At 31.7% G+C, this 23,379-nt stretch carries 28 protein-coding genes and 2 pseudogenes; 22 read left to right on the forward strand and 8 right to left on the reverse strand.

What is annotated here, in order from left to right; genetic code table 11:
* Positions 1 to 47: 47 nt before the first annotated feature.
* From AC0NJG_RS00980 to AC0NJG_RS00990, 3 genes and pseudogenes are all read right to left on the reverse strand, one after another.
* Positions 48 to 191: pseudogene (locus tag AC0NJG_RS00980) on the reverse strand (class A beta-lactamase); the annotation flags it as partial.
* A gap of 458 nt (positions 192 to 649) precedes the next feature.
* On the reverse strand, positions 650 to 2,122 hold the full coding sequence (locus tag AC0NJG_RS00985) for a sensor histidine kinase (RefSeq protein ID WP_087953526.1): 1,473 nt from the start codon (positions 2,120 to 2,122) through the stop codon (positions 650 to 652).
* Positions 2,115 to 2,780 (reverse strand): response regulator transcription factor, encoded by a 666-nt coding sequence (locus AC0NJG_RS00990; RefSeq protein ID WP_000800744.1) that lies wholly within the window; start codon positions 2,778 to 2,780, stop codon positions 2,115 to 2,117. Before AC0NJG_RS00990 ends, AC0NJG_RS00985 begins: the two co-directional genes overlap by 8 nt.
* Before the next feature lie 440 nt (positions 2,781 to 3,220).
* Here AC0NJG_RS00990 and AC0NJG_RS00995 point away from each other — a divergent pair, with 440 nt between their 5' ends.
* A complete protein-coding gene (locus tag AC0NJG_RS00995) occupies positions 3,221 to 3,913 on the forward strand; it encodes an HAD family hydrolase (protein WP_087997283.1) in 693 nt (230 codons plus the stop codon).
* A 189-nt stretch (positions 3,914 to 4,102) separates the two neighbouring features.
* Here AC0NJG_RS00995 and AC0NJG_RS01000 read toward each other — a convergent pair whose 3' ends face one another.
* Entirely contained in the window at positions 4,103 to 4,258 is a 156-nt protein-coding gene (locus AC0NJG_RS01000) for a hypothetical protein (protein WP_173601619.1), read from the reverse strand.
* Between the two features lie 499 nt (positions 4,259 to 4,757).
* Here AC0NJG_RS01000 and AC0NJG_RS01005 point away from each other — a divergent pair, with 499 nt between their 5' ends.
* From AC0NJG_RS01005 to AC0NJG_RS01030, 6 genes are all read left to right on the forward strand, one after another.
* Entirely contained in the window at positions 4,758 to 5,261 is a 504-nt protein-coding gene (locus AC0NJG_RS01005; protein ID WP_173601620.1) for a MepB family protein, read from the forward strand.
* Between the two features lie 138 nt (positions 5,262 to 5,399).
* Complete coding sequence (locus AC0NJG_RS01010) at positions 5,400 to 6,167, forward strand: arylamine N-acetyltransferase family protein (RefSeq protein WP_087953529.1); 768 nt, start codon at positions 5,400 to 5,402, stop codon at positions 6,165 to 6,167.
* Positions 6,168 to 6,324: 157 nt separating this feature from the next.
* Positions 6,325 to 6,978 carry a YdeI/OmpD-associated family protein gene (locus AC0NJG_RS01015; RefSeq protein ID WP_087997284.1) on the forward strand — a complete coding sequence of 218 codons (654 nt, stop codon included), beginning with the start codon at positions 6,325 to 6,327 and terminating at the stop codon, positions 6,976 to 6,978.
* A gap of 125 nt (positions 6,979 to 7,103) precedes the next feature.
* Positions 7,104 to 8,219: an NAD(P)/FAD-dependent oxidoreductase gene (locus tag AC0NJG_RS01020; RefSeq protein WP_087997321.1), complete on the forward strand. Its 1,116-nt coding sequence runs from the start codon at positions 7,104 to 7,106 to the stop codon at positions 8,217 to 8,219.
* A gap of 204 nt (positions 8,220 to 8,423) precedes the next feature.
* Positions 8,424 to 8,864 carry an NUDIX hydrolase gene (locus AC0NJG_RS01025; protein WP_087997285.1) on the forward strand — a complete coding sequence of 147 codons (441 nt, stop codon included), beginning with the start codon at positions 8,424 to 8,426 and terminating at the stop codon, positions 8,862 to 8,864.
* Between the two features lie 333 nt (positions 8,865 to 9,197).
* Positions 9,198 to 9,860, forward strand: coding sequence for a protein kinase family protein (locus tag AC0NJG_RS01030; protein ID WP_173601659.1), 663 nt, complete (start codon positions 9,198 to 9,200; stop codon positions 9,858 to 9,860).
* A 104-nt stretch (positions 9,861 to 9,964) separates the two neighbouring features.
* On the opposite strand, the gene AC0NJG_RS01035 is transcribed toward AC0NJG_RS01030, so the two are convergent.
* Positions 9,965 to 10,144 carry a hypothetical protein gene (locus AC0NJG_RS01035; protein WP_103626718.1) on the reverse strand — a complete coding sequence of 60 codons (180 nt, stop codon included), beginning with the start codon at positions 10,142 to 10,144 and terminating at the stop codon, positions 9,965 to 9,967.
* A 91-nt stretch (positions 10,145 to 10,235) separates the two neighbouring features.
* The gene (locus tag AC0NJG_RS01040) at positions 10,236 to 10,493 is read right to left on the reverse strand and encodes a hypothetical protein (RefSeq protein WP_087953534.1); all 258 of its coding nucleotides are present in this window, start codon (positions 10,491 to 10,493) and stop codon (positions 10,236 to 10,238) included.
* A gap of 136 nt (positions 10,494 to 10,629) precedes the next feature.
* Between AC0NJG_RS01040 and AC0NJG_RS01045 the strand changes: the two genes are divergently transcribed.
* The 4 genes from AC0NJG_RS01045 (at position 10,630) to AC0NJG_RS01060 (ending at position 13,863) form a co-directional block, all read left to right on the forward strand.
* Positions 10,630 to 12,060 carry a PQQ-dependent sugar dehydrogenase gene (locus AC0NJG_RS01045; protein WP_088325688.1) on the forward strand — a complete coding sequence of 477 codons (1,431 nt, stop codon included), beginning with the start codon at positions 10,630 to 10,632 and terminating at the stop codon, positions 12,058 to 12,060.
* Positions 12,061 to 12,241: 181 nt separating this feature from the next.
* Positions 12,242 to 12,808, forward strand: a complete 567-nt coding sequence (locus AC0NJG_RS01050) for a YybS family protein (RefSeq protein WP_088325686.1) — start codon at positions 12,242 to 12,244, stop codon at positions 12,806 to 12,808.
* A gap of 33 nt (positions 12,809 to 12,841) precedes the next feature.
* On the forward strand, positions 12,842 to 13,405 hold the full coding sequence (locus AC0NJG_RS01055) for a GNAT family N-acetyltransferase (protein ID WP_087953537.1): 564 nt from the start codon (positions 12,842 to 12,844) through the stop codon (positions 13,403 to 13,405).
* A 77-nt stretch (positions 13,406 to 13,482) separates the two neighbouring features.
* Entirely contained in the window at positions 13,483 to 13,863 is a 381-nt protein-coding gene (locus AC0NJG_RS01060; protein WP_001048949.1) for a nucleotide excision repair endonuclease, read from the forward strand.
* Positions 13,864 to 13,915: 52 nt separating this feature from the next.
* On the opposite strand, the gene AC0NJG_RS01065 is transcribed toward AC0NJG_RS01060, so the two are convergent.
* Entirely contained in the window at positions 13,916 to 14,122 is a 207-nt protein-coding gene (locus AC0NJG_RS01065; RefSeq protein ID WP_088325684.1) for a hypothetical protein, read from the reverse strand.
* Positions 14,123 to 14,254: 132 nt separating this feature from the next.
* Between AC0NJG_RS01065 and AC0NJG_RS01070 the strand changes: the two genes are divergently transcribed.
* The 5 genes and pseudogenes from AC0NJG_RS01070 to AC0NJG_RS01090 form a co-directional block, all read left to right on the forward strand.
* A complete protein-coding gene (locus tag AC0NJG_RS01070) occupies positions 14,255 to 15,034 on the forward strand; it encodes an undecaprenyl-diphosphate phosphatase (protein WP_061182519.1) in 780 nt (259 codons plus the stop codon).
* Between the two features lie 82 nt (positions 15,035 to 15,116).
* The gene (locus tag AC0NJG_RS01075) at positions 15,117 to 16,439 is read left to right on the forward strand and encodes an FAD-dependent oxidoreductase (RefSeq protein WP_088325682.1); all 1,323 of its coding nucleotides are present in this window, start codon (positions 15,117 to 15,119) and stop codon (positions 16,437 to 16,439) included.
* 63 nt (positions 16,440 to 16,502) lie between these two features.
* Positions 16,503 to 17,030, forward strand: a complete 528-nt coding sequence (locus AC0NJG_RS01080) for a GNAT family N-acetyltransferase (protein ID WP_087953540.1) — start codon at positions 16,503 to 16,505, stop codon at positions 17,028 to 17,030.
* A 16-nt stretch (positions 17,031 to 17,046) separates the two neighbouring features.
* Positions 17,047 to 17,568 (forward strand): YfiT family bacillithiol transferase, encoded by a 522-nt coding sequence (locus AC0NJG_RS01085; RefSeq protein WP_308899967.1) that lies wholly within the window; start codon positions 17,047 to 17,049, stop codon positions 17,566 to 17,568.
* Position 17,569: 1 nt separating this feature from the next.
* Positions 17,570 to 18,043 (forward strand): annotated as a pseudogene (locus AC0NJG_RS01090) (GNAT family N-acetyltransferase); the annotation flags it as partial.
* Positions 18,044 to 18,164: 121 nt separating this feature from the next.
* Here the strand turns inward: AC0NJG_RS01090 and AC0NJG_RS01095 are convergent.
* Positions 18,165 to 18,542, reverse strand: a complete 378-nt coding sequence (locus AC0NJG_RS01095; RefSeq protein ID WP_000522480.1) for a PH domain-containing protein — start codon at positions 18,540 to 18,542, stop codon at positions 18,165 to 18,167.
* A gap of 179 nt (positions 18,543 to 18,721) precedes the next feature.
* On the opposite strand from AC0NJG_RS01095, the gene AC0NJG_RS01100 reads away from it, so the two are divergent.
* The 6 genes from AC0NJG_RS01100 (at position 18,722) to AC0NJG_RS01125 (ending at position 23,195) form a co-directional block, all read left to right on the forward strand.
* Positions 18,722 to 19,573, forward strand: a complete 852-nt coding sequence (locus tag AC0NJG_RS01100; RefSeq protein WP_087953543.1) for a patatin-like phospholipase family protein — start codon at positions 18,722 to 18,724, stop codon at positions 19,571 to 19,573.
* 12 nt (positions 19,574 to 19,585) lie between these two features.
* The gene (locus tag AC0NJG_RS01105; protein ID WP_087997293.1) at positions 19,586 to 19,957 is read left to right on the forward strand and encodes a YxiJ-like family protein; all 372 of its coding nucleotides are present in this window, start codon (positions 19,586 to 19,588) and stop codon (positions 19,955 to 19,957) included.
* 259 nt (positions 19,958 to 20,216) lie between these two features.
* Positions 20,217 to 20,582, forward strand: a complete 366-nt coding sequence (locus AC0NJG_RS01110; RefSeq protein ID WP_087953545.1) for a hypothetical protein — start codon at positions 20,217 to 20,219, stop codon at positions 20,580 to 20,582.
* Between the two features lie 93 nt (positions 20,583 to 20,675).
* Positions 20,676 to 21,872 carry an alpha/beta hydrolase gene (locus AC0NJG_RS01115; RefSeq protein WP_474062759.1) on the forward strand — a complete coding sequence of 399 codons (1,197 nt, stop codon included), beginning with the start codon at positions 20,676 to 20,678 and terminating at the stop codon, positions 21,870 to 21,872.
* 21 nt (positions 21,873 to 21,893) lie between these two features.
* Positions 21,894 to 22,301, forward strand: coding sequence for a DnaJ family domain-containing protein (locus tag AC0NJG_RS01120; protein WP_087997295.1), 408 nt, complete (start codon positions 21,894 to 21,896; stop codon positions 22,299 to 22,301).
* Between the two features lie 78 nt (positions 22,302 to 22,379).
* The gene (locus AC0NJG_RS01125; protein ID WP_087997296.1) at positions 22,380 to 23,195 is read left to right on the forward strand and encodes a YwqG family protein; all 816 of its coding nucleotides are present in this window, start codon (positions 22,380 to 22,382) and stop codon (positions 23,193 to 23,195) included.
* The last annotated feature ends 184 nt before the right edge of the window (positions 23,196 to 23,379 follow it).

A 23,379-nucleotide genomic window follows, 5' to 3' on the forward strand; every position in this document is an offset into this window, starting at 1 on the left:
ATAAAATATTAACTCTAAATAAGTGATTCGAACGTGAAAGACCATTCTGTATTTTCATGTTTGGTTTGTTTCGATGGTTCGGATTGAATATTACTATTAGAACAGCCTATAAGCGTTACACATGAAAGTAATACTACAGGTAGTATCTTTTTATAATGTGCAATGTGAAAAAACTTCTTTGAAACTATCATATATTTTCAATTTCTTTCAAGAATATATGGATTTTGTATAGGTTTTTACATACCTATACAATTAACAAATGCACTGGATAGCACTCCTCTTGTACAAAATGAGAGGACTACCAAGAACACCTTTTTTATACTTAATAGACAATCTTAGTAACACATTTGTTCCATTTATGATTAAGCTTTTTAATATATCTATTATCTTTGTTTTTAAGCATCGCAAACTCCATTTTTTTGCACTCCATTTAAATTAATATGGATTTAGAGTGAGTTTTTCTTGTAACGGGAATTTCAATTGGATAGCGCATATATAACAACCTCGTCTCGGATAGAATAAGGAATAACAACTACTGATTTCATTTTAAAGTTGGATGGTAGAAATAAAGAGCTTAAAAAACGAAAAGTCCCCCTAATTGATTCCTAATAAGATTATACTTGCTACAAAAACAAACAAACTCGCCATACTAAGAGGGGAGTTTGTTTGTTTGTTTTTTAGATAAAGGAATGTTCATGCAAAATTGCACACTATGTTCCATATTTTTTATAGTATACTTTATATTTAACGTTTCAAGAATTTGTTTAACAATATATAGTCCCAAACCACTTCCCCCAGTATTTCGATTCCTTGATTTTTCAATTCGATAAAATGGTTTGAAAATTTGTTGTATATCTTCATCTTTAATATTGACACCTGTATTTATAATTTGCATTTTGATTTGACCATGTTTAGAATCATTATTTAACTTGATATAGACTTTTTCATCATGTGGTGAATACATAACTGCATTATGGATAATATTTTTACATGCTTTTTCAAATAGAACACGATCTGTATAAACAGAAAAGTCAGAGTCAATTTCTTTTATTATTTGGATGCTTTTTTGAGAAGCGAAAAATTCGAGATCTTTTGTGATTGTACCTAATAACTTTGAAAGATTAACTTCTTCTATTTTTAGTTTAAAAGTGTGTTGTTCTAACTTTGACATACTTAAAATTTCACGAACTAATTGTTGCATACTTTCAATAATTTGATGATTTTTCTTTAAATATTGATCACGATTTTGATAAGGGCCAATATTGTATATCATCCCTTCTAAGTACCCTTTCATTACAGTAAGAGGAGACTTTAATTCATGTGCTACAATGGCAAAAAACTCTCTGCGTTTTGTTTCTATTTCTCTTTCTTTTTCAATATCATTTTTTAGTTGTTCATTTGCTTTTTTTAAATCGAACATAGCTTGTTGTAAGTTAATAGACATGTCGTTCAAACTATTAGATAACTCTCCTAACTCATCTGTAGAGCGAACCTCAATTTTTTCGGAGAAATCTAAATTTGCCATCTTTTGTGCACCTTCATTAATATAAATTAGTGGCTTTGTAATAAACCTGGAATAGAAATAAGCACTCCCTATACCAATTACGAGCACAATGATACTAATATAGGGGAGAAAGCGCACTAATACCTGCGAAGCTTCATCAATCGGTTGAAATGTTGCGAACACTACAAGCGTTAAACTACCATCTTGGAATTGAATTGGTTCCGTAACATTATATGAATTGCTAATGGTACCTGCATTCTCAAATCGTGTGGCTTTAGTAACTACTGTTGTTTGTGTACCACTTTGAATAAAAGAAAATGAAGGCGAGTAAATAATTACTCCTTCTTTATTTTGAAGCGAAAGCATCGCGTTATTTTTTTTTGCGTATTCATCAAAAAGTGGTATCGCATCTTGAAACGTAAGATTTTTGGACTTATCAATTATTTCTTTTATCCCTGTTTGAAGTTGATCTGTTTTGTATTGCTCATAAAACGTAGGAAGAAAGAAATATAAAGTTAAATAAATCAACACTGCAAAGGATAACAAAATGAGGGATGTAGTCATAAAGAGTTTATAAGTAATTCGTTTCATCTTCATGATTTTTAAAATTTTATTCATCAACTTTATAACCAATACCCTTTATTGTTTTAATGTAGGGGATAGCTAGTTTTTTACGTAGGTTTTTAATATGTGTATCAATTATTCGTGTTTCTCCAAAATAATCGTATCCCCAAACTTTCTCTACGATATTTTCTCTTGTCAGTACTTTTCTCTCATTTTGAAATAGTAGTTGTAGAATTTCGAACTCTTTTGTCGTTAAGAAAATTTCAACATCATCTACATATACTCGATATGCATCAACATCAATGCGTACTTCTTTAAATATCAAATGATTATTTACATTGTTATCATAACTTCTTCTAAGTACAGCTTCGACTCGTCTAATCAAAACATGAAACGAAAAGGGTTTTGTTATATAATCATCAATCCCAAGATCGAACCCTTTCATTTGATCTTCCTCTTCTTCTAACGCAGTTAGCATAATAATTGGTATGTTTGACTGACTTCGAATCATTTTAGCAACTTCAAATCCATTAAGATTGGGCATCATTACATCTAGAAGAACTAAATCAAAGGATTGCTTATTAAATTGTGTCATACCCTCTAGTCCATCTGAAGCAACTACCACTGTATACTGTTGTGTCATTAAAAATTGTTTAATTAATTCCTGAATTTCCTGATCGTCCTCAACCACGAGGATATGATAGTTTTTCATAATATCACCTCTGGTAGTCATTATAGCCGTACTATCTGTAGTTTATGTGGAGATACAATAGGAAACTTTATAAGACGTTTAACGTATTAACTCCATTTTCAAGATTGTGTATTCTCCGTAAAAAGGATTATTACCGATCTTCCTTTTTTATGGAAGGATATTTGTGTGCTTGAAAAAACTTATCATATAAAAAGTTGAACGATTAATATTTACGAAAAACTAATGTATAATAATGTAAATTACATGTAGTTTTTTTTAACTGTTTGAAAATACACTTTCGATACTTTACTAGAAGGGAGATGAGTTTAAATATAAAAGAAGCAAGCGAAATTCTAGAGCGTACGCCACAAACTTTGTAGTTTTTTTGCTAATTTAGTAAAGGTCTAAGATGCGAACTAAGGATTATTTAAATCATGTGAGAAAGGTTGTGAATTTATTTAATGGGTTATAAAGCTATGCTGTTTGATTTAGATGATACGTTACTTAATAGGGATAAGGCAGTAGATAAATTGTTTTTATTTGTTTTAGAAAAGTGTTATGAGAATGTTAGTGATACAGTTAAAAACAATATGCTACGAAAATTTAAAGAATATGATAAAAGGGAATACGGCATGAGTGATAAAACGATAGTTTTAGAATCATTGTTTGATGAATTCCCACCAAAGTATAGGTTACAACGCAATTATATCCAAGATTTTTGGAATCATAATTTCCCTAAATGTTTTTCAATAGACAAAAATACTATTCATTTCTTACATCATATAAAGAAGCACTTTGAAGTTGGAATTATAACAAATGGCTCAACTCAAAGGCAAAAGGCTAAAATAAGTAACACGAATTTAAACAATTACTTTGATACGATCATTATTTCTGAAGAAGTGGGATTTAGTAAACCTGATAAGCGTATATTTGAACTAGCATTAAATAAGCTTAATGTACAACCAGAAGATGTATTATTTATTGGAGATGACTTAGAAAAGGATATTGCTGGTCCTCAAAATGTAAATATAAAAGGGATATGGTTTAATCCTCATAGAATCACAAATAAGACTGAAATAAAACCGTATTCTGAGATTGACACTTTTGATAGTTTATTAAGTTATATTACTCCGCATTTTTTTTATAATAAGTAAAAATATTGCGGAGTAATGAATTTTTATATTCTAAACAAATAATTAAGAAAGATTTCATTTACCGCATTGTAAGTAAAAACAAAGAAACACTTAAAGTTTTACTTAAGGGCAGTGACTTTATGGAAACACTCATTACTGGTAAATGTTTAAGAAATAAACAAACTAAAAATACAAGTAAGGAATGTATTCTTAATCTCGCATTGCCCCCGCTTCTCGAGAAGTCATTGCTCCTTGTCCTGCTCTTACATCATTTTGAATTTCTTGTTTTACTTTTTGCGCATCAGTTGTAGCAAAATCTGATTTCATATTAGAAGCAGACTTTATAGCTTTTTTAAGATGTTGCATACAAACCCTCCTCAATTTAATACTTTACAAACTTATTATTTACAAAAATACACTCTTCATCCCACGAATAGTTAAACACATTTTATTTAAAGTAAAGTGGGAATTATAAAAAGAAGAGTAAGGACAAGTGACAAGGGTTTGAATATGATTACATGCAGCGGAAAAATCTATTCAATATAGACGCTTTGTACAGAAAATTACCCCATAAGGCATTTATACAAGGCAAGAAACAAGAATAAGAAACGCTAATGATGTATTGGTGGCTACATGATATGGATGGAGACAATGGTTATTGGAAAGAGTATTTAGCGACAACATATCCTGAAGTGTTTGCATAAAAAAACCTCCAAATGGAGGCTTTTTTATTTAAGTAAAAAGTAAATTAAAGTAATAATTATATCTTCCCTTTTTCATGTCACTCATGATTATATACATTCTATACAATGTAGAAGAACTGATGTTTGTGTTAAACTAAGAAATGAACAAAGGGGGAGTTTTCTTGAACAATTATAATGATACGATCCGAAATTTAGACAATATAGTTTACAAACCTATTAATTTAATGATAACGAATGTAAAAGAAGAAAAGCAAAACGTAGAATATGCAGGATGTATATTTCACTTAAATAACAAAACCATTCGTTTTAGAAAATCAAAAATTACTCCTAATAAAATTGGTCAATTTGTTTCTTTTTGGGAGAAAGATGACAATATGCAAAATCAAGCGTTTTCTTATGACGCTGCTCCTGACTTATTAGTTATCAATTGTATAGATGATAATAAACTAGGACAATTTATTTTCCCAAAAGAGATTCTTCTTAAGGAAAAAATCTTGAGAACACAAAACCAAAAAGGCAAGATGGCTATGAGAATTTATCCTATATGGGATAACCCTGTCAGCAATCAAGCTAAAAAGAGCCAAATGTGGCAGCTTCAGTATTTTGTTGATTTAAGCGATCATAATAATTTACCTATAGACAAACTATTACATTTGTATTCGTAGCTTCTTATCTTAAGTAATCTTGTTGGTTAGAATTTTTGTACCGGTACAGTTAAACGAAATGTACATTGTTTCAGTACCCTATCAAAATTACAATCAGTATATACTATTTTAACTTATACATTTTAAGGGGTGCTGACTATGACAAGTCTACAACATAAGCTTTTTACAAGATTGAATTTTGCAAAGCGTACTGAAGTGAAATTTGAGGAATTAAATACAATTCTCTTTGCATTTGCACACACTATACCATTTGAGAATTTAGATGTTATAGCACGTAATACGAATACAATTACTATGGAAAATTTACAGGATAAAATTTTAACTAGATCCCGCGGTGGACTTTGTTATGAATTAAATACTCTTTTTTACTACTTTTTAAAAGATTGTGGTTATGATGTACGACTCGCATTAGGTACCGTATATAAAAATGATATAAAGGCATGGGCACTTGAGGATGGACATATAACGATTATTCTAAATTATGATAACGTACGATACGTAATTGATGTAGGTATCGCTTCATTAGTACCTCTAGTCCCGGTACCTTTTACTGGTGAGCCTGTTTCTTCTAAAAATGGTACGTATCGAGTGAGACGAAAAGATACGAGTAAAGGGAATTACGTTCTAGAAAGAAAAGATACGAACGGTGAGTGGAAAGTATGTCATGCTTTTTATAATCGTATCATTGATGAGGCAGTAGTGTATGACGTTCAAAAAAGAGTAGTAGAAGATGAGAAATCTATTTTCAATAAAGGACCGATTGCAGTCAAATTGACGGAATCTGGCCATGTCTCTTTAACCAATACTAGTTTCACTGAAATAGTTCATGGTGAAAAAACGAAACGTGAAATTACAGAAGATCAATATAGAGAGCTTTTATATACTTTATTTGCTATTGAGTTATGATAACACAAATAGCTAGCCGGTTCTTGTTCAGAACCGGCTATTTTATTAATTTTAATTTAAAACAACTATTAAAGTTTGATTTTCTTAATAGATATAATACACTAGAACAGTATGAAAAATTATAAACAATGAATTTTGAATGTAAAGGAAGATTTTCATGTCAATTATCGATAAATTGAAACTTAATAAGTATACGAATATGGTTGTTATTAATGAACCAAGTGATTACGAAGTTTTTAAAGGAAAAGAAACTGTATTTTCAAAAGAACACGATGCCATTTTTATTTTTGTAGAAACACTGGATGAAATGGTGAAACAAACGAATTATATTATTAGTAATGAAGAATTATTAATTGAAAAAGGATACGTATTCTTCGCATATCCGAAAAAAGGTAATTCTCGCTACAGTACGTTTATTCACCGTGATGAGATGTTTCCAGCATTAAACGTTGGAGAAGATGGATATGTGGGAGAAAGCGATATTAAATTTGCGCGAATGGTAAGTATGGATGATGTTTTTACTGTTGTAGGTTTAAAGCGTGAGAAGAAAAAAGCGACAAAAACGCCTGCAATGAGCCAATGTGTAGCTGATTATGCAGATCGAATTCAAGATGTTGAAGCTTTATTAGCAAATCACCCAAATGAACTTAAATTTTATCAAAGTTTAACACCTGGATACAAAAAAGATTGGGCACGTAATTTATTTTCTGTAAAACAAGAAAAAACACGTGAAAAACGTCTTGAGAAAATGATTGAAATTCTTTCGCAAAGATATAAAACAATTGAATTATTTCGTAAAAAGAAAAAGTAAGGCTAGGCAATTCATAATGATGCAACAATTAATTGCATTTGGCACATTGAAAAAAGGATTCCTTTCAGTATACTAAAGTATGTTCTTATATTTAAATAATTAGCAAAAGAGAAAAGGTGTTTGAAATGAAATCGTATATTGTAGTTGGAGCGGGTATTTTAGGAGCGTCTACTGCTTACCATCTTGCTAAGGCTGGCGCGAATGTTATTATCGTGGATCGTCAACAAGTAGGTCAAGCAACAGATGCAGCAGCAGGTATTGTCTGTCCATGGCTTTCGCAACGTCGTAATAAAGCATGGTATAAAATCGTTAAAGGCGGTGCACGTTACTATTCTTCGTTAATTCAGCAATTAGAAGATGACGGTGAAACGGACACAGGTTATAACCGTGTAGGTGCAATTAGTTTACATACCGATGAGAAAAAACTTGATCAAATGGAAGAGCGAGCGTACAAACGTCGTGAAGATGCCCCAGAGATTGGTGAAATCACTCGCTTATCAGCTGAAGAAACAAAAAAATTATTCCCAGCATTATCAGAAGAATTTAGTTCTGTTCATATTAGTGGTGCTGCAAGAGTAAATGGAAGATTATTACGTAATGCATTAATAAGCGCTGCGAAAAAACATGGTGCAACTTTTATAAAAGGAGATGCAGTATTAGTCCGTGAAGGTAATCATATTACGGGAGTTATAGTAAACGATGAAACTATTTTAGCAGAAAAGGTTATTGTAACTGCAGGTGCATGGGCGAACGAAATCTTAAACCCTTTAGGAATTAATTTCTTAGTTACGTTCCAAAAAGGACAAATTGTTCACTTGCAAATGGAAAATACAGCAACAGAAAATATGCCAGTTGTTATGCCGCCAAATGATCAATACATTTTAACATTTGACAATGGCCATGTCGTAATTGGTGCAACACATGAGAATGATACTGGTTTCGATCACCGTGTAACGGCTGGTGGTTTACATGAAGTATTCCATAAAGCATTAACAGTTGCACCTGGCTTAGAAGATGCTACTATGCTTGAGACGAGAGTTGGATTTAGACCGTTTACTCCAGGATTCTTACCTGTTATTGGACCGCTTCCTAACTTAGACGGTATTCTTGTTGCAAACGGATTAGGAGCTTCAGGTTTAACTGCTGGTCCATATTTAGGTTCAGAACTCGCTAAATTAGCGCTAGGACAACCAATTGAATTAGATTTAAACGATTATGACGTTGCAGGCGCAATTGAATAACACCGGGTATGAAAAAAATACACTAAGCAAATTTGATAGAAAATAAGCGTTTTTTTCTTCGTGAAGAATTGGACAGTTTATGAAAAATAAAATTCTTCAAAAATAGAGGGCTGACACCATAAACCTGCATTATTAATGTAGAATTATGATGTCGGCTCTTTATTCATATGTATTTAAAGCTTTTTTTCGAGAGGAGGTTAAGCAATGAGAGCACCATATCAAGTATTAATATTTCCTTATATAAAAAATTACGATTCTATTCAATATGCGATTTTCAACCGAAGTGATTATGGTTATTGGCAAGGCATAGCTGGTGGTGGAGAAGACGGTGAGATTCCTATTGAATCAGCAAGACGTGAAGCGTTTGAAGAGGCTGGTATTACAAGAGAATGTTCATATATACAATTAGATTCTGTGTCTTCACTACCAGTAGAGGATGTAGTTGGAGGATTCCTTTGGGGAGATGACGTTTATGTAATAAAAGAATTTTCTTTTGGAGTTAAAGTACCTACAAAAAACATCTCATTATCTAAAGAACACTTACATTATAAATGGTTATGCTTTGAGGAAGCCGTAACGTATTTGAAGTGGGATAGCAATAAAACAGCATTGTGGGAATTAAACAAAAGACTATTAAATCAATAAAAGTGTTAGCTAACAACGATAGTAGAGGAACAAGAATTGAACACTACTAAAAATCAAACATGGATTTGGCATGGTCAATGAACCAAGAGAACTTGCACTAAGAAAAGCTCTATACAGTTGCCTCTGAAAAAATGAAAATAGTTAGAATTATTTTTTTGTTGTATGGTTTTTGGCTCTGAATAGCGGAATACATATTAAGTATTCAACAGTTCAAATAAAACGAGCCATCTTTTTAATTGAAGAAGAAAGATGACTCGTTTTATGCTAAAATTCGCTTAGTGTATATTTTCGTTAAAATGTGGGTAAGCCCCTTTTAGCAAAACCGGAGTGGAAATGATGAGTGTAAATTGTTTTGTGGGATTGATAAAGGATGAATTATTAAAAGAGGTAATCATAAGAAGTGAGGACGAATTTGAGCCTGTAGTAGTTAAAGATATTCCTAGACTTTGGAAGTGTTTAGGGAAAGGTAATTATGCCGCAGTATTCATGCATAGCAAATACAAAGATTGGGTAGTGAAAGTTTACGCGCGAGAAGGAGAAGGAATTGAAAAAGAGTCAGAAGTATACCGCAGAATCGGAAATCATCCTTCTTATTCAAAGCTTATATATAAAGGAGAAAATTTTATAGTATTGAAACGTTTAAAAGAAATTACCTTATACGATGCTATTCATAAAGGAATTAAAATTCCTAAGCAGGTAATCCTTGATATAAATAAAGCTTTAGAGTATGCAAGGAAACAAGGATTAACTCCTTGTGATGTTCACGGAAAAAATGTGATGATGGAAAAAGGAAGGGGATATGTAGTCGATGTATCTGATTTCTTAAAAACAAAAGAAGATAGTAAGTGGAGAGACCTAGAAAAGGCATATTTTACATTTTATTTGCCTTTCATTTATAAATTGCCTTTCCCTGTTAAAATACCGTATTTTATGTTAAACATTGTTAGACGTTCGTATAGAAAATATAAGAAACTTAAAAAGAAATTCGAATTGTAAAAAGATCACATACTTATAAGTGGACCACTAGTAAATAAAAGGACCGTACATTTCTAAAATATACGGTCCTAATCTTATATATTTTTTTATTAGTTATTTCACTATCAATTCCAAAACGAGATATTTTGAATAAATGAAACCGTCAAAATAAGTGTTGATGCGGAACCAGTAGTTAATAACATTACTATTTTTCGTCCATTCTGTTCTTTTGAAGGTTTTATAAGTTCTGTAATCAACACAATCCATATTATTATAGAAACTATAGAAATAATATTTATAGACATATGTAACACATCCCTTCGTGTTTTTACATAAACATTTCTTTTTTTATAAATCAAAAGCAGTGTAACAATAAAATATGTATAGCATTACAAATCAATATTTTCCTGTTAAACCACCTTTTTTAAATAGAAATACGACTGATAAAACGATAACAACAGCCTTCAAACTGCCCCAATATGGATAAATAGCATGATCTGTAAGATTAGCATGCTGAAAAATGTTCTCTAATCCAAAAATCCCAATAATGACCGCTAAAAGAAAAGCAGCTTTTCCAATAGTTGTATTACGATAGAGGGTAAATAAATATAGTGCAAATATAAGTGGTAAGATGATTTGTAGTAAAAGTGTCATAAGTAGCCCCCTAGTTTATTTATAATTACATTATATACAGAATTGTAATAAAAAGGAATGCTACTTATTTGATACTAATGAGATCACTCTAATCATACTCTTCTATTAAAAAGAATATAAAGGGGTGTAAAGTTAATTGACAAAAGTTAAGGTTCATTTACGACCCATTGTTCATAACATAAATTTACCGACTGTCATAAAAACAGCAATACTTCCAGGTGAATCAGTTGAAAGACTATTTATCGCAACCCAATTAGGAGAGGTGTTTTACATAGGAGACGGAGATATAAAGACATTTTTAAATATTCGTCACCGAATTATTAAATTAGGTACATTTGAAGAAGGTGTTGCTAGTAGCGGCTATGATGAACGTGGATTGCTTGGACTAGCATTTCATCCACAATTTAATCATAACGGTTTATTTTATCTTCATTATTCAGTAGCTGGAACTCAAGGACCCGGTGCACTTTCTGAACAATTTAAACCGAATCCTTGTGACCCGAAAACGTTAAACTTAAAGTGGACAAATAGAGATACGCAATATGATCATATTGATACAATTGAAGAATGGATTTTACAATCAAACGGTCAACCTCAAAAACGAAGAACATTACTTAATATAAAACGCCCATTTTTTAATCATAATGGAGTAAATACTTTAAATTTTTCTCCAGAAACGGGAAAACTTGTTTTTACAAATGGAGATGGTGGGTCGGGTTATGATCCGTTTAATTTAAGTCAAGATGATTTAGAAATAGCGGGTAAAATAATTGAAATCGATGTAAGTAGAGATACATTCATAAATAATTCCCCAGTCGTTACACGCTTTAATGAACTTCCTCTATCTATACAAGAAACACTTACATTAATTGCGAAAGGTGTTCGTAATATAACCGGTATTTCATTCCAAAGATTTTATAATCAATATATCAAATACGCCGGTAATGTCGGGCAAGATATTGTAGAGTCTATTTTCTCATTTGTTCAATATAAACCAATTCCGGTTACCGAACTTATTAAAATGCATGTAATGAGATTGACTTCTAATCAAGATGGATTTATTAATTTTGGTTGGAGAGGATGGGAAGGAGAATTACCTACTTCTTTTATACAGCACTGTGCTGATAATCCTACTTTAGATGAGAGAACAATGGTTTATTATAATGAAACAATAGAATTATCCGCAAAGCGTATGCAGCCACTCATTAGTTATTTTCATAAAGACCCGAGACCAGATAAGTTTGGAGGAACTTCACTTACAGGCGTTCAGCCATATATGGGAACTGCAATCCCAAATTTATATGGTAGCGTTGTATTTACTGATCTTGCTAAGAAAGAAGAATCTCGGCCGCCAGTTAAAGGTGTTTTAGCATATACTAGAGCCGGTATAGGTGGTAAACATACTGACTTTCATGTTATTGAAACCAATTATGATTTTGGTACGCAAGCAGCTTATTATATGAGTTTAGGAACAAATTTGGATCAAACTAGGTTATATTTAGGAGTTTACGGTTCTATGAAAGTAACTGATTTTAACAAAGGTACCATTTTTGAAATTATTCCTTAACACGATATACACTCGTAGTTTAATAATATAAAGAATTCACTTTGTTTTAAAACGTACAATTTATCCCCCTAAAAGCCTTTTATTGTATAGTAACTCATAACAAGTAGAAAGCAGCTCATAAACCAATAGTGTATGAATAAGATAGAAAGTGATGAATTAGATATCTTTAGGGGGTATTTTGATGAATCGGTTTGTACGTTATTGGTGCCAACTTATGATAGAGAATGATGCGAACTTTGTTCATAAAAGAAAATTGTCCCTAGCAAATAAGTTAGTCATAACTGCTTTAATGAGTGCTTTGGCCACCATGTTTCAAGCAGCTGGAAACTTAATTCCTGGTATAGGATTATTCATTAGTCCTTTTGCGACATTACCAATTTTTTTGGCTATTTGCTACTCTATTCGTGAGGGAGTACTCTCTTATCTTCTTACTATTTTCCTATTATTTATTATTGAGCCTAGTGAACTAATTGTATTTCCCTTTACTACAGGCTTATTAGGTATAGCTTTAGGATTTTCCTTTATACAATTTAAGAGGAGAATTTGGGTGATTTCCTTTTCTGCGATTTGTCTACTTATAGGAATTATGATTGTTCTAGATCTTTTCCGTTTTCCCGTACTTGGTCCTGCTATTCATACAACTATGGATATAAAAATTATTTTATCTATATTTATACTGAGCTTTCTATACTGCTGGATCTATACAGGGCTTTGTAGAATATTGTTGAATAGAGTATATAGAGTATGATTTTAACACTTGTATAGAATGGAGACTTAAAACATGTATAACGTTGCAATTAGGAGACCAAATTTGGATGATTTAGAGGAACTTCACTTATTTTTCCGTATAGTTATTACGAATACATATAAAGACGAAGGATTATCACAACTATTGGATGACATAGAAAATGAAATTAACATGAAAAAGCAATATTTGAAAACAGATTTTGATAGTAATGGAGAAAAACGTTACTTTTTATTAGCAATTGATACAAATAACGATAAAATCATTGGAACAATTGAAGTTGGTCCAGCAAGTACTTTGATTACTAGTTGTACAGGTGGTGTACTTAAGGATTTGTATGAAATAGGAACTGTATTTATACTTCCAGAGTATCAAAGAAAGGGTATCGGGAGTTTACTGCTACATACAATGTTTCTTACGTTACTTAGCAGAGGAATAACAGAATTTTGTTTAGATAGTGGATACAGAAAAGCGCAAAGTATATGGACAAAGAAGTTTGGAGAGCCTAGTTATGTACTGAAAGATTATTGGGGAGAATCAAGTGATCATATGATTTGGAAGAAGAGTTTACATGATACACCTATAATATTTGAATTATAAAATGAAATATGCCTCTGAACGTAGCTTTTCTTACATATGTATGCTATTATTTATCTTTATAATAAAAGAGGACGTGAATGAACTTGATTAAAATTAGTATCCCTGAAGTTGATGTTACAATTACTGAACGTAAACAAGTTATTAGAGGAGACGAGCCAAGAATTACGCCAATCAATGGTTTTATCGATTTCCACTTGTTCCCTAGAGATAAAGGCGGCATTTTTATGTTTTACAATATTAATGACGAACTACTTTTCGTAGGTAAAGCTCGTAAAATTAGACAACGTATTAAGAAGCATTTCGAAGACAATGTTTCACCAATTAAAAATCACCGTGATGAAGTATACCGCATTGATGCATGTATCGTAGAAGATCCAACAGAAAGAGAAATTTATGAAACATATATCATTAATGAATACAAAGCAAAATATAACGTTGATAAAGTATTCTATAAATAAGTAATAAAAAAACAATCCTAGTACATATACTGGGATTGTTTTTTATTTAAATTTATTCCTCATATTTTTCTCCTTTTTTTAAATGATTCGCAGCAATAAAGCAGCATACTCCTATACATATAAGTACAATTCCAATCATTTTATGTTTTCCCAAAAAGAAAGTAATATCAGAAATAACATTTGTCATACATAATCCTACAAACACAAGGATCGGTCCTAGCCAAAGTAATACATTGCCGAATTTTGTATGCTTCCACATAATAACCCTCCTCAATCCTCTTTACATATATATCCATAAAATGAAAGTAAATTCATAGAGAAATATAGTTTTTTTCATATCGAAAATTTAACCTTCATATATTGGTACAAGCAAACAAGAAAGGGGACCATCATGAATTGGTTAGAAGCTTTTATATTAGGAATCATACAAGGTTTAACAGAGTTTTTACCGATAAGTAGTACAGGTCATCTTTACTTAGGAAGACATTTGTTTCAATTAGATGAAGCAGGATTGTTTTTAGATACGATGCTGCATATTGGCACTTTACTTGCAGTGTTTATTTATTACAAAAAAGAATTTATATATTTAATTAAAAATCCATTTTCAAAACTAATGCTATTACTTATTGTCGGGACGATACCTGCGGTTGTGATTGGATTGTTATTTAAAGACTTTTTTGAGGATATTTCAAAAACAGGTATTACGATTGGTTGGGAGTTTTTAGTGACAGGGTTCTTTCTCTACATGGCGGATAAACAAAAGAATGGTCGTAAAAAAATGGATGACATTACATATAAAGATGCATTTATCATCGGTTCATTTCAAGCGGTTGCTATTTTTCCTGCAATTTCTCGTTCTGGTATGACAATCGTCGCTGCATTATGGAGGAAGTTAGACCGCGAAACTGCTGCTTACTTTTCTTTTTTACTATCGACACCAGCCATTGTTGGAGCTATCATTTTGCAATTTGTAGACGTTTTTCAAGGGAAAGCAGAATCTATTTCTAGTACATCTTTAATTGTTGGAACGTTATCAGCTGCGTTTTTCGGTTACATAGCCGTTTCGTGGATGATTCAGTATTTAAAACGTCACTCCTTAAAAGTATTCGCGTATTACGTCTGGGGATTGGGTATTTTAATTTTAACGTTACAATTTACTCATGTGTTTTAATTATAATGATAAAGAAGTTAATGAGTTTAAGATCCTGTTTCATTCATATAAGGCAGGATTTCTTTTTATTAAGGGGGAAAACATGTTTAATAAGGCTATCGTTATTGGTGGAAGTATCGCAGGAAAGCTCGCAGCAAAAGCATTATCAACTGCTTTTAAAGAAGTAATCATTATAGAAGCCGGTGAAAGATGGGATGGAAAGTCCTCGAGAAAAAGAGTCCCACAAAGTAATCATCCTCATGTGTTATTAAAAGGTGGAGAAAAAGCCATTGAGGAATTGTTTCCTAATATTACGAATGAATTAATAGAAGCAGGTAGTGTCGTACATAACTTTACTCGTGATTTAAAATGGCATCAATTTGGTTTATGGAAACAGCCATTCATAGGAGAAGTACATATGATTCAGCAAAGTCGTTCTATGCTCGAATCACATATTCAAAAACGCATTGAACAAATTTCAAATATTACTATTAAATATGAAACATTGGTTGAAGGGTTAGTAGTAAATGAAAAGCTTAATAAAGTGTGCGGAGTAAAAATGGAATGTTTAAATACAGAAAATCAAGAAGAAATTCATGCAGATATTATTGTTGATGCAAGTGGATTCGGTTCAAAAAGCATAGCGTGGTTACGAGAATACGAAATTGAAGTGCAAGAAGAGAAAGTACGTATTGATTTATTTTACGTAACGAGAATGTTTAAACTTAAAGAAAATGAGAAATTAGACTGCTGTAATATGCTAATGTCTCCAAGTTTCCCTGACAATCCGTATGGTGTTCTTATTCAAACGATTGAGGATCATCGTTATTTTGTTACTTTCAGCGGATATGCAAATGAGAAAGCACCACAAACAGATGATGAGTTTTATGATTTTGCTGAAAACCTATCAATTTCTAATGTTACAGATTTCCTAAATAAAGCTGAAGCAATCTCAGATATCAAAACGTATAAAATTCCTTATCAAGTACGTCGGAGATTTGATCTCACCACAAATATGCCAGAAGGATTATTAGTCGTTGGAGATGCACATTGTCGTTTTGATCCTGTTTTCGGGCAAGGTGTTTCAGTTGCAGCTATGGAAGCTCACCAATTGCAGTTACTTTTACAAAGGAGACAAAAGCTCGATCATGCATTTACACAGCAGTTTTATAAAGAGACCGCTCATATCATACAAACTCCGTGGGAAATGACAACAACGGAAATATCACGTCATCCACAGCTAAAAAGAGAATCAACGATAAAACAAAAATTTCAGCTATGGTATACGAAACAAATATATCAACTATCTGCAACTGATTCTGACGTTTATATTCGATTAGTAAAGGTGATGAATTTAATTCGTAGCCCATTTCACCTATTTCATCCAAAAGTGCTATTTGCTGTGTTACTGAAGCAAAAAAAATAGCAGGAAAATATTTGATTAAAAAAGAATATATAACAGTTAGTAGATATAGAAGGGGTAATCGAGATGAAAATATACATAGAACAATTAAAGAAATACGATGCTAAAGATTTATTTACGTTTGAACTTACGAATAAGTCTTTTTTTGAAACAATGGTACCTAATCGTGGCTCGCAATATTTTGATTTTGAATATTTCCAAAAACTACTAGATGATTTATTAATAGAACAGGCGGATGGAGAATCTTATTTTTATTTAATTCGTAACGAAGAAAATGAAATTGTAGGAAGAATAAATTTAGTAGATATAGATTCGGAAACTCGAATCAGTTCGTTAGGTTATCGGGTCGGAGAAAAGTTTACTAAAAAAGGAGTTGCAACAGAAGCTGTAAAATTAATTTTAGACGTAGCGAAAAATAATGAAATTAATGAGGTTCATGCTAAAACAACTACTAATAATCTTGCATCACAAATTGTACTAGAAAAAAGCGGATTTTCTTCTTATCAAAACGAAGCAGATACAACATCTGTAGTATTAAATGGAGAACATGTGAATTTTGTACATTATATTTGGAGAAATACTTCGCGCTTATAATAAGGGGGACTTTTTCATGAATGATTTACGTTATCCAATTGGGCAATTTACATATAACCGTCCTATAACGGAAGAAATGATTGATACATGGATTCAAGAAATTGAAGATTTACCTAATGAACTAACGAAGGCAATTAAAGATTTAGATCAGAAACAGTTAGACACACCGTACCGCGTTGGTGGATGGACAGTTCGTCAAGTAGTCCATCACGTTGTTGACAGCCATATGAATAGCTACATACGTTTTAAGTTAGCACTAACAGAAAAGAATCCAACGATTAAACCATATAAAGAAGAAAAGTGGGCAGAATTACCTGATTCTAAATTACCAGTAGATGTTTCACTAGTAATGTTAGATTCATTACATAAAAGATGGGTTAACCTTTTATATTCTTTAGAACTTGAAGATCTAGAAAAGACATTTAACCACCCAGAGACTGGTGAAACAAAACTTGCTGTTGCAATAGGACTATACGCATGGCACGGACGTCATCATACAGCTCATATCACTTCATTAAGAAAGCGACTAAATTGGTAAGATGAAGATTACATTAGAAAAGGCAACAGAAAGTGATGCAGCAGTTTTATTTCAAATGCAAATAGACTCATTTAGCTCTTTATTAAATAAATATAAAGACTACGAAACAAACCCAGCAAATGAATCTATTGAAAAAACTATTTTTAGAATAAATAATCCCAACAGTAATTTTTATAAGATGATAATAGATTCGAGACTTGTTGGAGCGATATGTATATCCCAAAAAGAACTACCTTATAAATTTTGGATCAGTCCGATGTTTATTCATCCAATCTATCAAGGGAAAGGAATCGCTCAGAAAGTACTTATTTTAATTGAAGGGATGTTTCCAAAAGCACAATGTTTTGAACTTGCTACGATTTTAGAAGAAGAAAGAAATTGTTTTCTGTACGAAAAAATGGGGTATAAAAGAACAGAAGTAAGAAAGAAATTAAATGATAAAACTACACTAATTTATTACAAAAAAGAAAGGTAAAGCATTTGAAATACGCTTTACCTTTTTATGTTATTTTAGATTGAATATACACAAACGATGAATATTCTTCCAAAATACTCGGGTTAGTAATTTTAGATATGAATAAAAATACAAAAAGACGTTATTTTGTCGTATATGTTACTAACGCTTTTTGAATGCTTAAAACACTATCGTCACCTTTAAATTCTTTCGTAATTGGCGTACTCAAACTAGATACCCAAATTTTAAGTTCTGCATCTAAATCAAAATGCCCAGCTGTTTCAATGCTGAATTGTGTAATGCTTTTATAAGGGATAGAATGATACTCAGTTTTTTTACCTGATATCCCTTGTTTATCTACTAAAATAAGACGACGATTTGTGAATACGATTAAATCGCGAATTAATTTATAAGCATGTTCAACTTTCTCATCGTCTAACATAATCTTCTCTAAATCACGTTCTACACTTTCTGTACTCGTATTTGATGCATTTCCTAAAATACCGCTAAATAAACCCATAGGAAATTCCTCCTCCATTATTTGTGGAATGTGTTACTTATATTGTACCATGCTATTTACTAAGAAATTATGATATTACTTTAGTAGTTTCTGGTTATTGTTGCAATTCATTTATATAACCTCATCTTAATATCTTATGCTAATATGTAAGTAAGAAAAAAGAAGCAGAGGGATATAGCATGAAAAATATCGGTTTAGTATTAGAAGGCGGAGGAATGAAAGGTTTATATACTGCAGGCGTACTCGAATATTTTATGGAAAAGAGCTTATTTTTCCCTTATGTAGTTGGCGTATCCGCTGGAGCTTGTATGGGAGCAACTTATTTATCACGTCAAAAAGGGAGAAATAAAAAAGTAAATACAGAGCTAGTAGCAGATCATCGTTATATATCTTATCGAAATTTGATTCGAAAACGTGAATTATTCGGAATGGATTTTTTATTTGATGAAGTACCTAATAAAATTGTACCATTTGATTTTCAAACTTTCTTAAACTCAAATGAACAGTTTGTTATAGGAACGACTGACTGCGAATCAGGACAAGCTGTTTATTATAATAAAGCAGAACATGGAAATGATATTTTAAAAATCATTCGTGCATCTAGCTCAGTGCCGTTTATAGCACCTGCTGTAGAATATGATAATCGAAAATTGCTAGATGGAGGAATTATAGATCCTATACCAGTTTTAAAAGCTCAAACTGATGGTTATGAAAAGAACGTTGTAATTATGACAAAACCAGAAGGATATGAGAAACAGCGAAATAAATTTTCTGGGCTAGCTAAAATTTTATATAGGAAATATCCGAATATCGCAGAATCTTTAGTAGAACATTATCGTTTTTATAATGAGACGATATCTTATATGAATCAAATAAAACAAAAAGACAACTTTTATATTATTCAGCCTAGCGTACAGCTTCCAATAAGCGGAATAGAAAGAAGTAAAGAAAAGCTCGTTAATTTATATAATCTTGGCTATACAGATGCTCAATATCATTATGAAAACTTATTAAATTGGATAGAGAAATAAAGGGGTGGAAAGTTGAAGTTAGGAAAAAGGGTTATTTTTAATGAATTGCAGAAAATGCATAGTCTGCTGTATAAACCGTTTCCGAATTGTGACATTCGAAAAATACGAAAAGATTTTAATAATATGTTTACAGAAGATGATTGTATAAGCGCTGAGTTAAATTATTATTGGATGCATACAACAGGTACTTTAAGTTACGTGCTTAATAATAATGAACAGGAGATTGTGTTTAATCAAATAAAGTGGCTAAGGATATCGTTTTTCGAGTGGTTTCCGCAATATCGTTTTCTAGAAACAGAGATTATGAAGTATCCCATTTTGTATAGAGATTTCATGAATTATGAAAAGACCCGGAAGCTATTACTTTATTATCTTACTGAATAAAAATTCAAACGTACAAGTCATGCAGCTTGTACGTTTTTTGTTCATAAAATATACAATATTTACAACTTGTCCATGTAGGTATTTTAACGAGAAAAAAGAAGTACATATAGAATATGTGCGAGGGAGGAGATTGAAGTTTGTTAGCTGTTTTCCTTTCAATTCATGTCCAACTCAAATATTTCGAGTAAAATTCGTTTCTTAATGGTATTATCAAATATCAGGAAAACTAATTTAGAAATGGAGAAGGGACAGGTTTAAAATGGAAAACGTATCAAATGTAGATAAAGTAGAATCAATAAAGTCTTTACAGTCAACAATCCGTAAACTTGAAAATGCACTCTCTCAGATGACTCAAAAAGGTGCAAATACTACATTAGTGAAAAAACGACTTAAAGCTGTTTGCATAGGGTTAGTAGTGCTAGAAAACGTTTGGAATCAAGAAAGTCATAAGTATAGCCAAGAAGAGTTAGCAGACGCTCGTAACGTCCTTGCTGGTTTACTTCCATCAATTGAGAGAGCCTATGATAAGTCTAAAGCTGGTAGTCCGCAAAGAACACTTTTAACAAGAAGAATAAAAGCGTTGGAACTTTCTATTCAGGCAATTGATCATTTTTCTAATAAATAACATCTCTAAACACATAATTTACGACTGCTTTAATATAGGGATTCTAATAAAAAGAAAAAACTACGTATAGAAGACTACAAAGGAAGAAGATGGGTGACTTCAATAATTAGTCCTAAGTTAGAGGAGCTTAATAATCAATTAAAGAATGGAAATGAGAAAGCTTTGTATACTTTTTTGCATGAAATAAAGTCAAATCACACGCCACTAATAGAACAATGTCCTATAGAAAGTCAGCATAAGCTTATAACGTATATATGGTTAGGCGATCAAAATACTGAAAACGTTTATGTATTCGGCAGTTTTCCCGGTTGGGATCTGTCTGTAAGTCAATTAAAACGACTGTTACAGACAGATATTTGGTATGTAACGTTTAGGACAAATGAACATTTTATTTCAACTTACTATTTTTCAGTAAACGATTTTTTCGAAAATGATTGGATAAAGCGTAGTGAACAGTATCAACTAGACCAATTTAATAAAAACACATTTGGAGAAGGTACCAATAAAGCGTCTTTGTTAAATATAGAGATGGAAGTAAAGTATAGCAGTCGTTTTCCTTCAACCCATTATCCATCCGGAAAAATTGAAACATATTCATTTCATAGTACGATTTTAAATAACACACGTGAAATTCATATTTATACGCCTCATGATTATTCTCACACTTCACATCTTCAAGAACTTCTCATTGTATTTGATGGGAAGTCATTCATTAATAACCTTTCAATCGCAAAAACACTTAATTATTTAATTTACAAAAAAGAGATCCCATCTTGTATTGCTGTTGCTATAGATCCTATTGACCGATTAGAAGAGCTAACTTATAACGATAAAATGAACGCATTTTTAACGAAGGAATTACTTCCGTGGATTCAGGCTAAGTATCGTGTGCATAAAGAAGCGAAACATACAACAATTGCAGGTTTCAGTCTTGGTGGCCTAGCAGCTTTTTATGCAGCACTTCAAAATCCGCATATTTTCGGGAATGTGTTGTCAATGTCTGGATCCGTACATTGGAAAAAAGATAGTTATGAAAATCAAATTCCTTGGATTGAAAATCAAATTTCATCAATAGATTCTAATACGACTCATCTCTATTCTTACATAGCAGTAGATGAACTTGAAAACGAACCTCTTTTAACGGCTAATAGACGCCTATATAAAGCTTTAAAAGAAAATAGATACCAAAACACTTATGAAGAGTTCCAAGGCGGACATGACGGTATTTGGTGGCGAGAAAAGTTGTTTGACGGGTTGAAAGCTTTAAAACTTACAAAAAACACACTATAAAATAAAAAGGAGAGAGAATCTATGAATCAAGAAGAACTAGATAAGAAACTAAAAAAGCAAGAGATTTTAGTAAAAGATGAGAAAGTTTGGTCTTATACGTATGAGGATCATATTAGTTCTATCATTAAAGAAGCAGAAAAGAAAGGGTCTTTTGATAATATGCCTGGTAAAGGGAAACCTCTAAATCTAGATAAAGACCTTTCGTACAATCCTGAAAAGCAACTGTATAGAACGTTAAAGAATAATCATGTTTTACCAAGGTGGATTGAGCTTTCAAAAGAAATTGATGATTTAAAAGAAAGGCTAAAAGAAAATACAAATACTGCAGAAGCAGCGAATTTAATTCGAACTATTAATAAAAAGGTTTTAGAACATAATTTACTTTGTCCACCAAGTGCGCAAAAAACGAGAGTGAAAACGGACTTTTAACAATTTTTCATGAAGCTATCTCTTGCTATATAATTAAGTAAGGCATTTTCAATTTATTATGAAAGAGAGGCAATTGTAATGAAGAATACGTATCAACTTCAAATTCCGAAAGAACTAGAGCAGTATCGTAGTATTTTAGAAGAAAGTGTAAAACCGTATATTAAAGTGTCTGGAACATTAGCAGAGACAACTCTTTTTGAAAGTAAGTTTGGTGGTTATCCGTATTTACCTATTGATCAAGAGCACCCTAAAGATTCAAATGGACAACCTATGATGTTACTTGCTCAGCTAAACTTTGAAGAAATGCCGCATGTTGAATATATGCCTCAAGAGGGAATGTTACAGTTTTTCGTAAGTGCTGCTGATGAGCTTTACGGAGCAGATTTTGATCAGCCAACAACTCAAAAAGACTTTCGAATTATTTATCATTCTACAATTATAGAAGACTTAAATAAGGTTATTACTGATTTTAGTTATTTAAACACTTTAGAATTAGAGGACTTTATTATACCTGAAGCAGCGAAATTAAAGTTTGAATTGGATTATCAACCCGTAACGTCAGGGGATTATCGATTTGAAAAGATTTTTAGTGAGGATATTGATTGGGAAGAAATTGTTGATGAAGAAAATAACACAGAATTAGGCGAACTGTATGATGATTTATGTAAAGATCAAGGACATAAAATTGGTGGATATCCATTTTTCACACAGACAGATCCGAGAGAATGGGAAGAAAAATACCAACAGCATGACATCTTATTACTGCAAATCGATACAGATGATTTATTAAATATTATGTGGGGAGATTCTGGTGTTGCAAATTTCTTTATAAAAAAAGAAGACTTGTTAAATCTAGATTTTTCCAATGTTATTTACAATTGGGATTGTTATTAAAAATATATAAATGAAATACTAGCAAGTTAAAAAATCTTCCTGAAGGTGAGGGAGATTTTTTATGTTAAAAATAAACGTTATGTTAACTAGAATATAAAACAATGGGTATAACAAAAGTCAAGCGTAAATAGCAGAAATAACAATAAATAATGTGAAGTTGTAAAACGTGTGTAAACAGCAATAA

It is taken from the genome of Bacillus sp. SSR7 (assembly GCF_055902415.1).

Excerpts from the sequence above, each read along its gene's own strand:
- AC0NJG_RS00995 (WP_087997283.1), top strand. The coding sequence starts at position 3,221 with ATGGGTTATAAAGCTATGCTGTTTGATTTAGATGATACGTTACTTAAT.
- AC0NJG_RS01125 (WP_087997296.1), top strand. The coding sequence starts at position 22,380 with ATGAAGAATACGTATCAACTTCAAATTCCGAAAGAACTAGAGCAGTAT.
- AC0NJG_RS01095 (WP_000522480.1), bottom strand. The coding sequence starts at position 18,542 with ATGGGTTTATTTAGCGGTATTTTAGGAAATGCATCAAATACGAGTACA.
- AC0NJG_RS01030 (WP_173601659.1), top strand. The coding sequence starts at position 9,198 with ATGATGAGTGTAAATTGTTTTGTGGGATTGATAAAGGATGAATTATTA.
- AC0NJG_RS01055 (WP_087953537.1), top strand. The coding sequence starts at position 12,842 with ATGTATAACGTTGCAATTAGGAGACCAAATTTGGATGATTTAGAGGAA.
- AC0NJG_RS01100 (WP_087953543.1), top strand. The coding sequence starts at position 18,722 with ATGAAAAATATCGGTTTAGTATTAGAAGGCGGAGGAATGAAAGGTTTA.
- AC0NJG_RS01120 (WP_087997295.1), top strand. The coding sequence starts at position 21,894 with ATGAATCAAGAAGAACTAGATAAGAAACTAAAAAAGCAAGAGATTTTA.
- AC0NJG_RS01010 (WP_087953529.1), top strand. The coding sequence starts at position 5,400 with ATGACAAGTCTACAACATAAGCTTTTTACAAGATTGAATTTTGCAAAG.
- AC0NJG_RS01050 (WP_088325686.1), top strand. The coding sequence starts at position 12,242 with ATGAATCGGTTTGTACGTTATTGGTGCCAACTTATGATAGAGAATGAT.
- AC0NJG_RS01040 (WP_087953534.1), bottom strand. The coding sequence starts at position 10,493 with ATGACACTTTTACTACAAATCATCTTACCACTTATATTTGCACTATAT.
- AC0NJG_RS01065 (WP_088325684.1), bottom strand. The coding sequence starts at position 14,122 with ATGTGGAAGCATACAAAATTCGGCAATGTATTACTTTGGCTAGGACCG.
- AC0NJG_RS01015 (WP_087997284.1), top strand. The coding sequence starts at position 6,325 with ATGTCAATTATCGATAAATTGAAACTTAATAAGTATACGAATATGGTT.
- AC0NJG_RS01035 (WP_103626718.1), bottom strand. The coding sequence starts at position 10,144 with ATGTCTATAAATATTATTTCTATAGTTTCTATAATAATATGGATTGTG.
- AC0NJG_RS01075 (WP_088325682.1), top strand. The coding sequence starts at position 15,117 with ATGTTTAATAAGGCTATCGTTATTGGTGGAAGTATCGCAGGAAAGCTC.
- AC0NJG_RS00990 (WP_000800744.1), bottom strand. The coding sequence starts at position 2,780 with ATGAAAAACTATCATATCCTCGTGGTTGAGGACGATCAGGAAATTCAG.
- AC0NJG_RS01025 (WP_087997285.1), top strand. The coding sequence starts at position 8,424 with ATGAGAGCACCATATCAAGTATTAATATTTCCTTATATAAAAAATTAC.
- AC0NJG_RS01000 (WP_173601619.1), bottom strand. The coding sequence starts at position 4,258 with ATGCAACATCTTAAAAAAGCTATAAAGTCTGCTTCTAATATGAAATCA.
- AC0NJG_RS01080 (WP_087953540.1), top strand. The coding sequence starts at position 16,503 with ATGAAAATATACATAGAACAATTAAAGAAATACGATGCTAAAGATTTA.
- AC0NJG_RS01085 (WP_308899967.1), top strand. The coding sequence starts at position 17,047 with ATGAATGATTTACGTTATCCAATTGGGCAATTTACATATAACCGTCCT.
- AC0NJG_RS01110 (WP_087953545.1), top strand. The coding sequence starts at position 20,217 with ATGGAAAACGTATCAAATGTAGATAAAGTAGAATCAATAAAGTCTTTA.
- AC0NJG_RS01070 (WP_061182519.1), top strand. The coding sequence starts at position 14,255 with ATGAATTGGTTAGAAGCTTTTATATTAGGAATCATACAAGGTTTAACA.
- AC0NJG_RS01060 (WP_001048949.1), top strand. The coding sequence starts at position 13,483 with ATGAACTTGATTAAAATTAGTATCCCTGAAGTTGATGTTACAATTACT.
- AC0NJG_RS01020 (WP_087997321.1), top strand. The coding sequence starts at position 7,104 with ATGAAATCGTATATTGTAGTTGGAGCGGGTATTTTAGGAGCGTCTACT.
- AC0NJG_RS00985 (WP_087953526.1), bottom strand. The coding sequence starts at position 2,122 with ATGAATAAAATTTTAAAAATCATGAAGATGAAACGAATTACTTATAAA.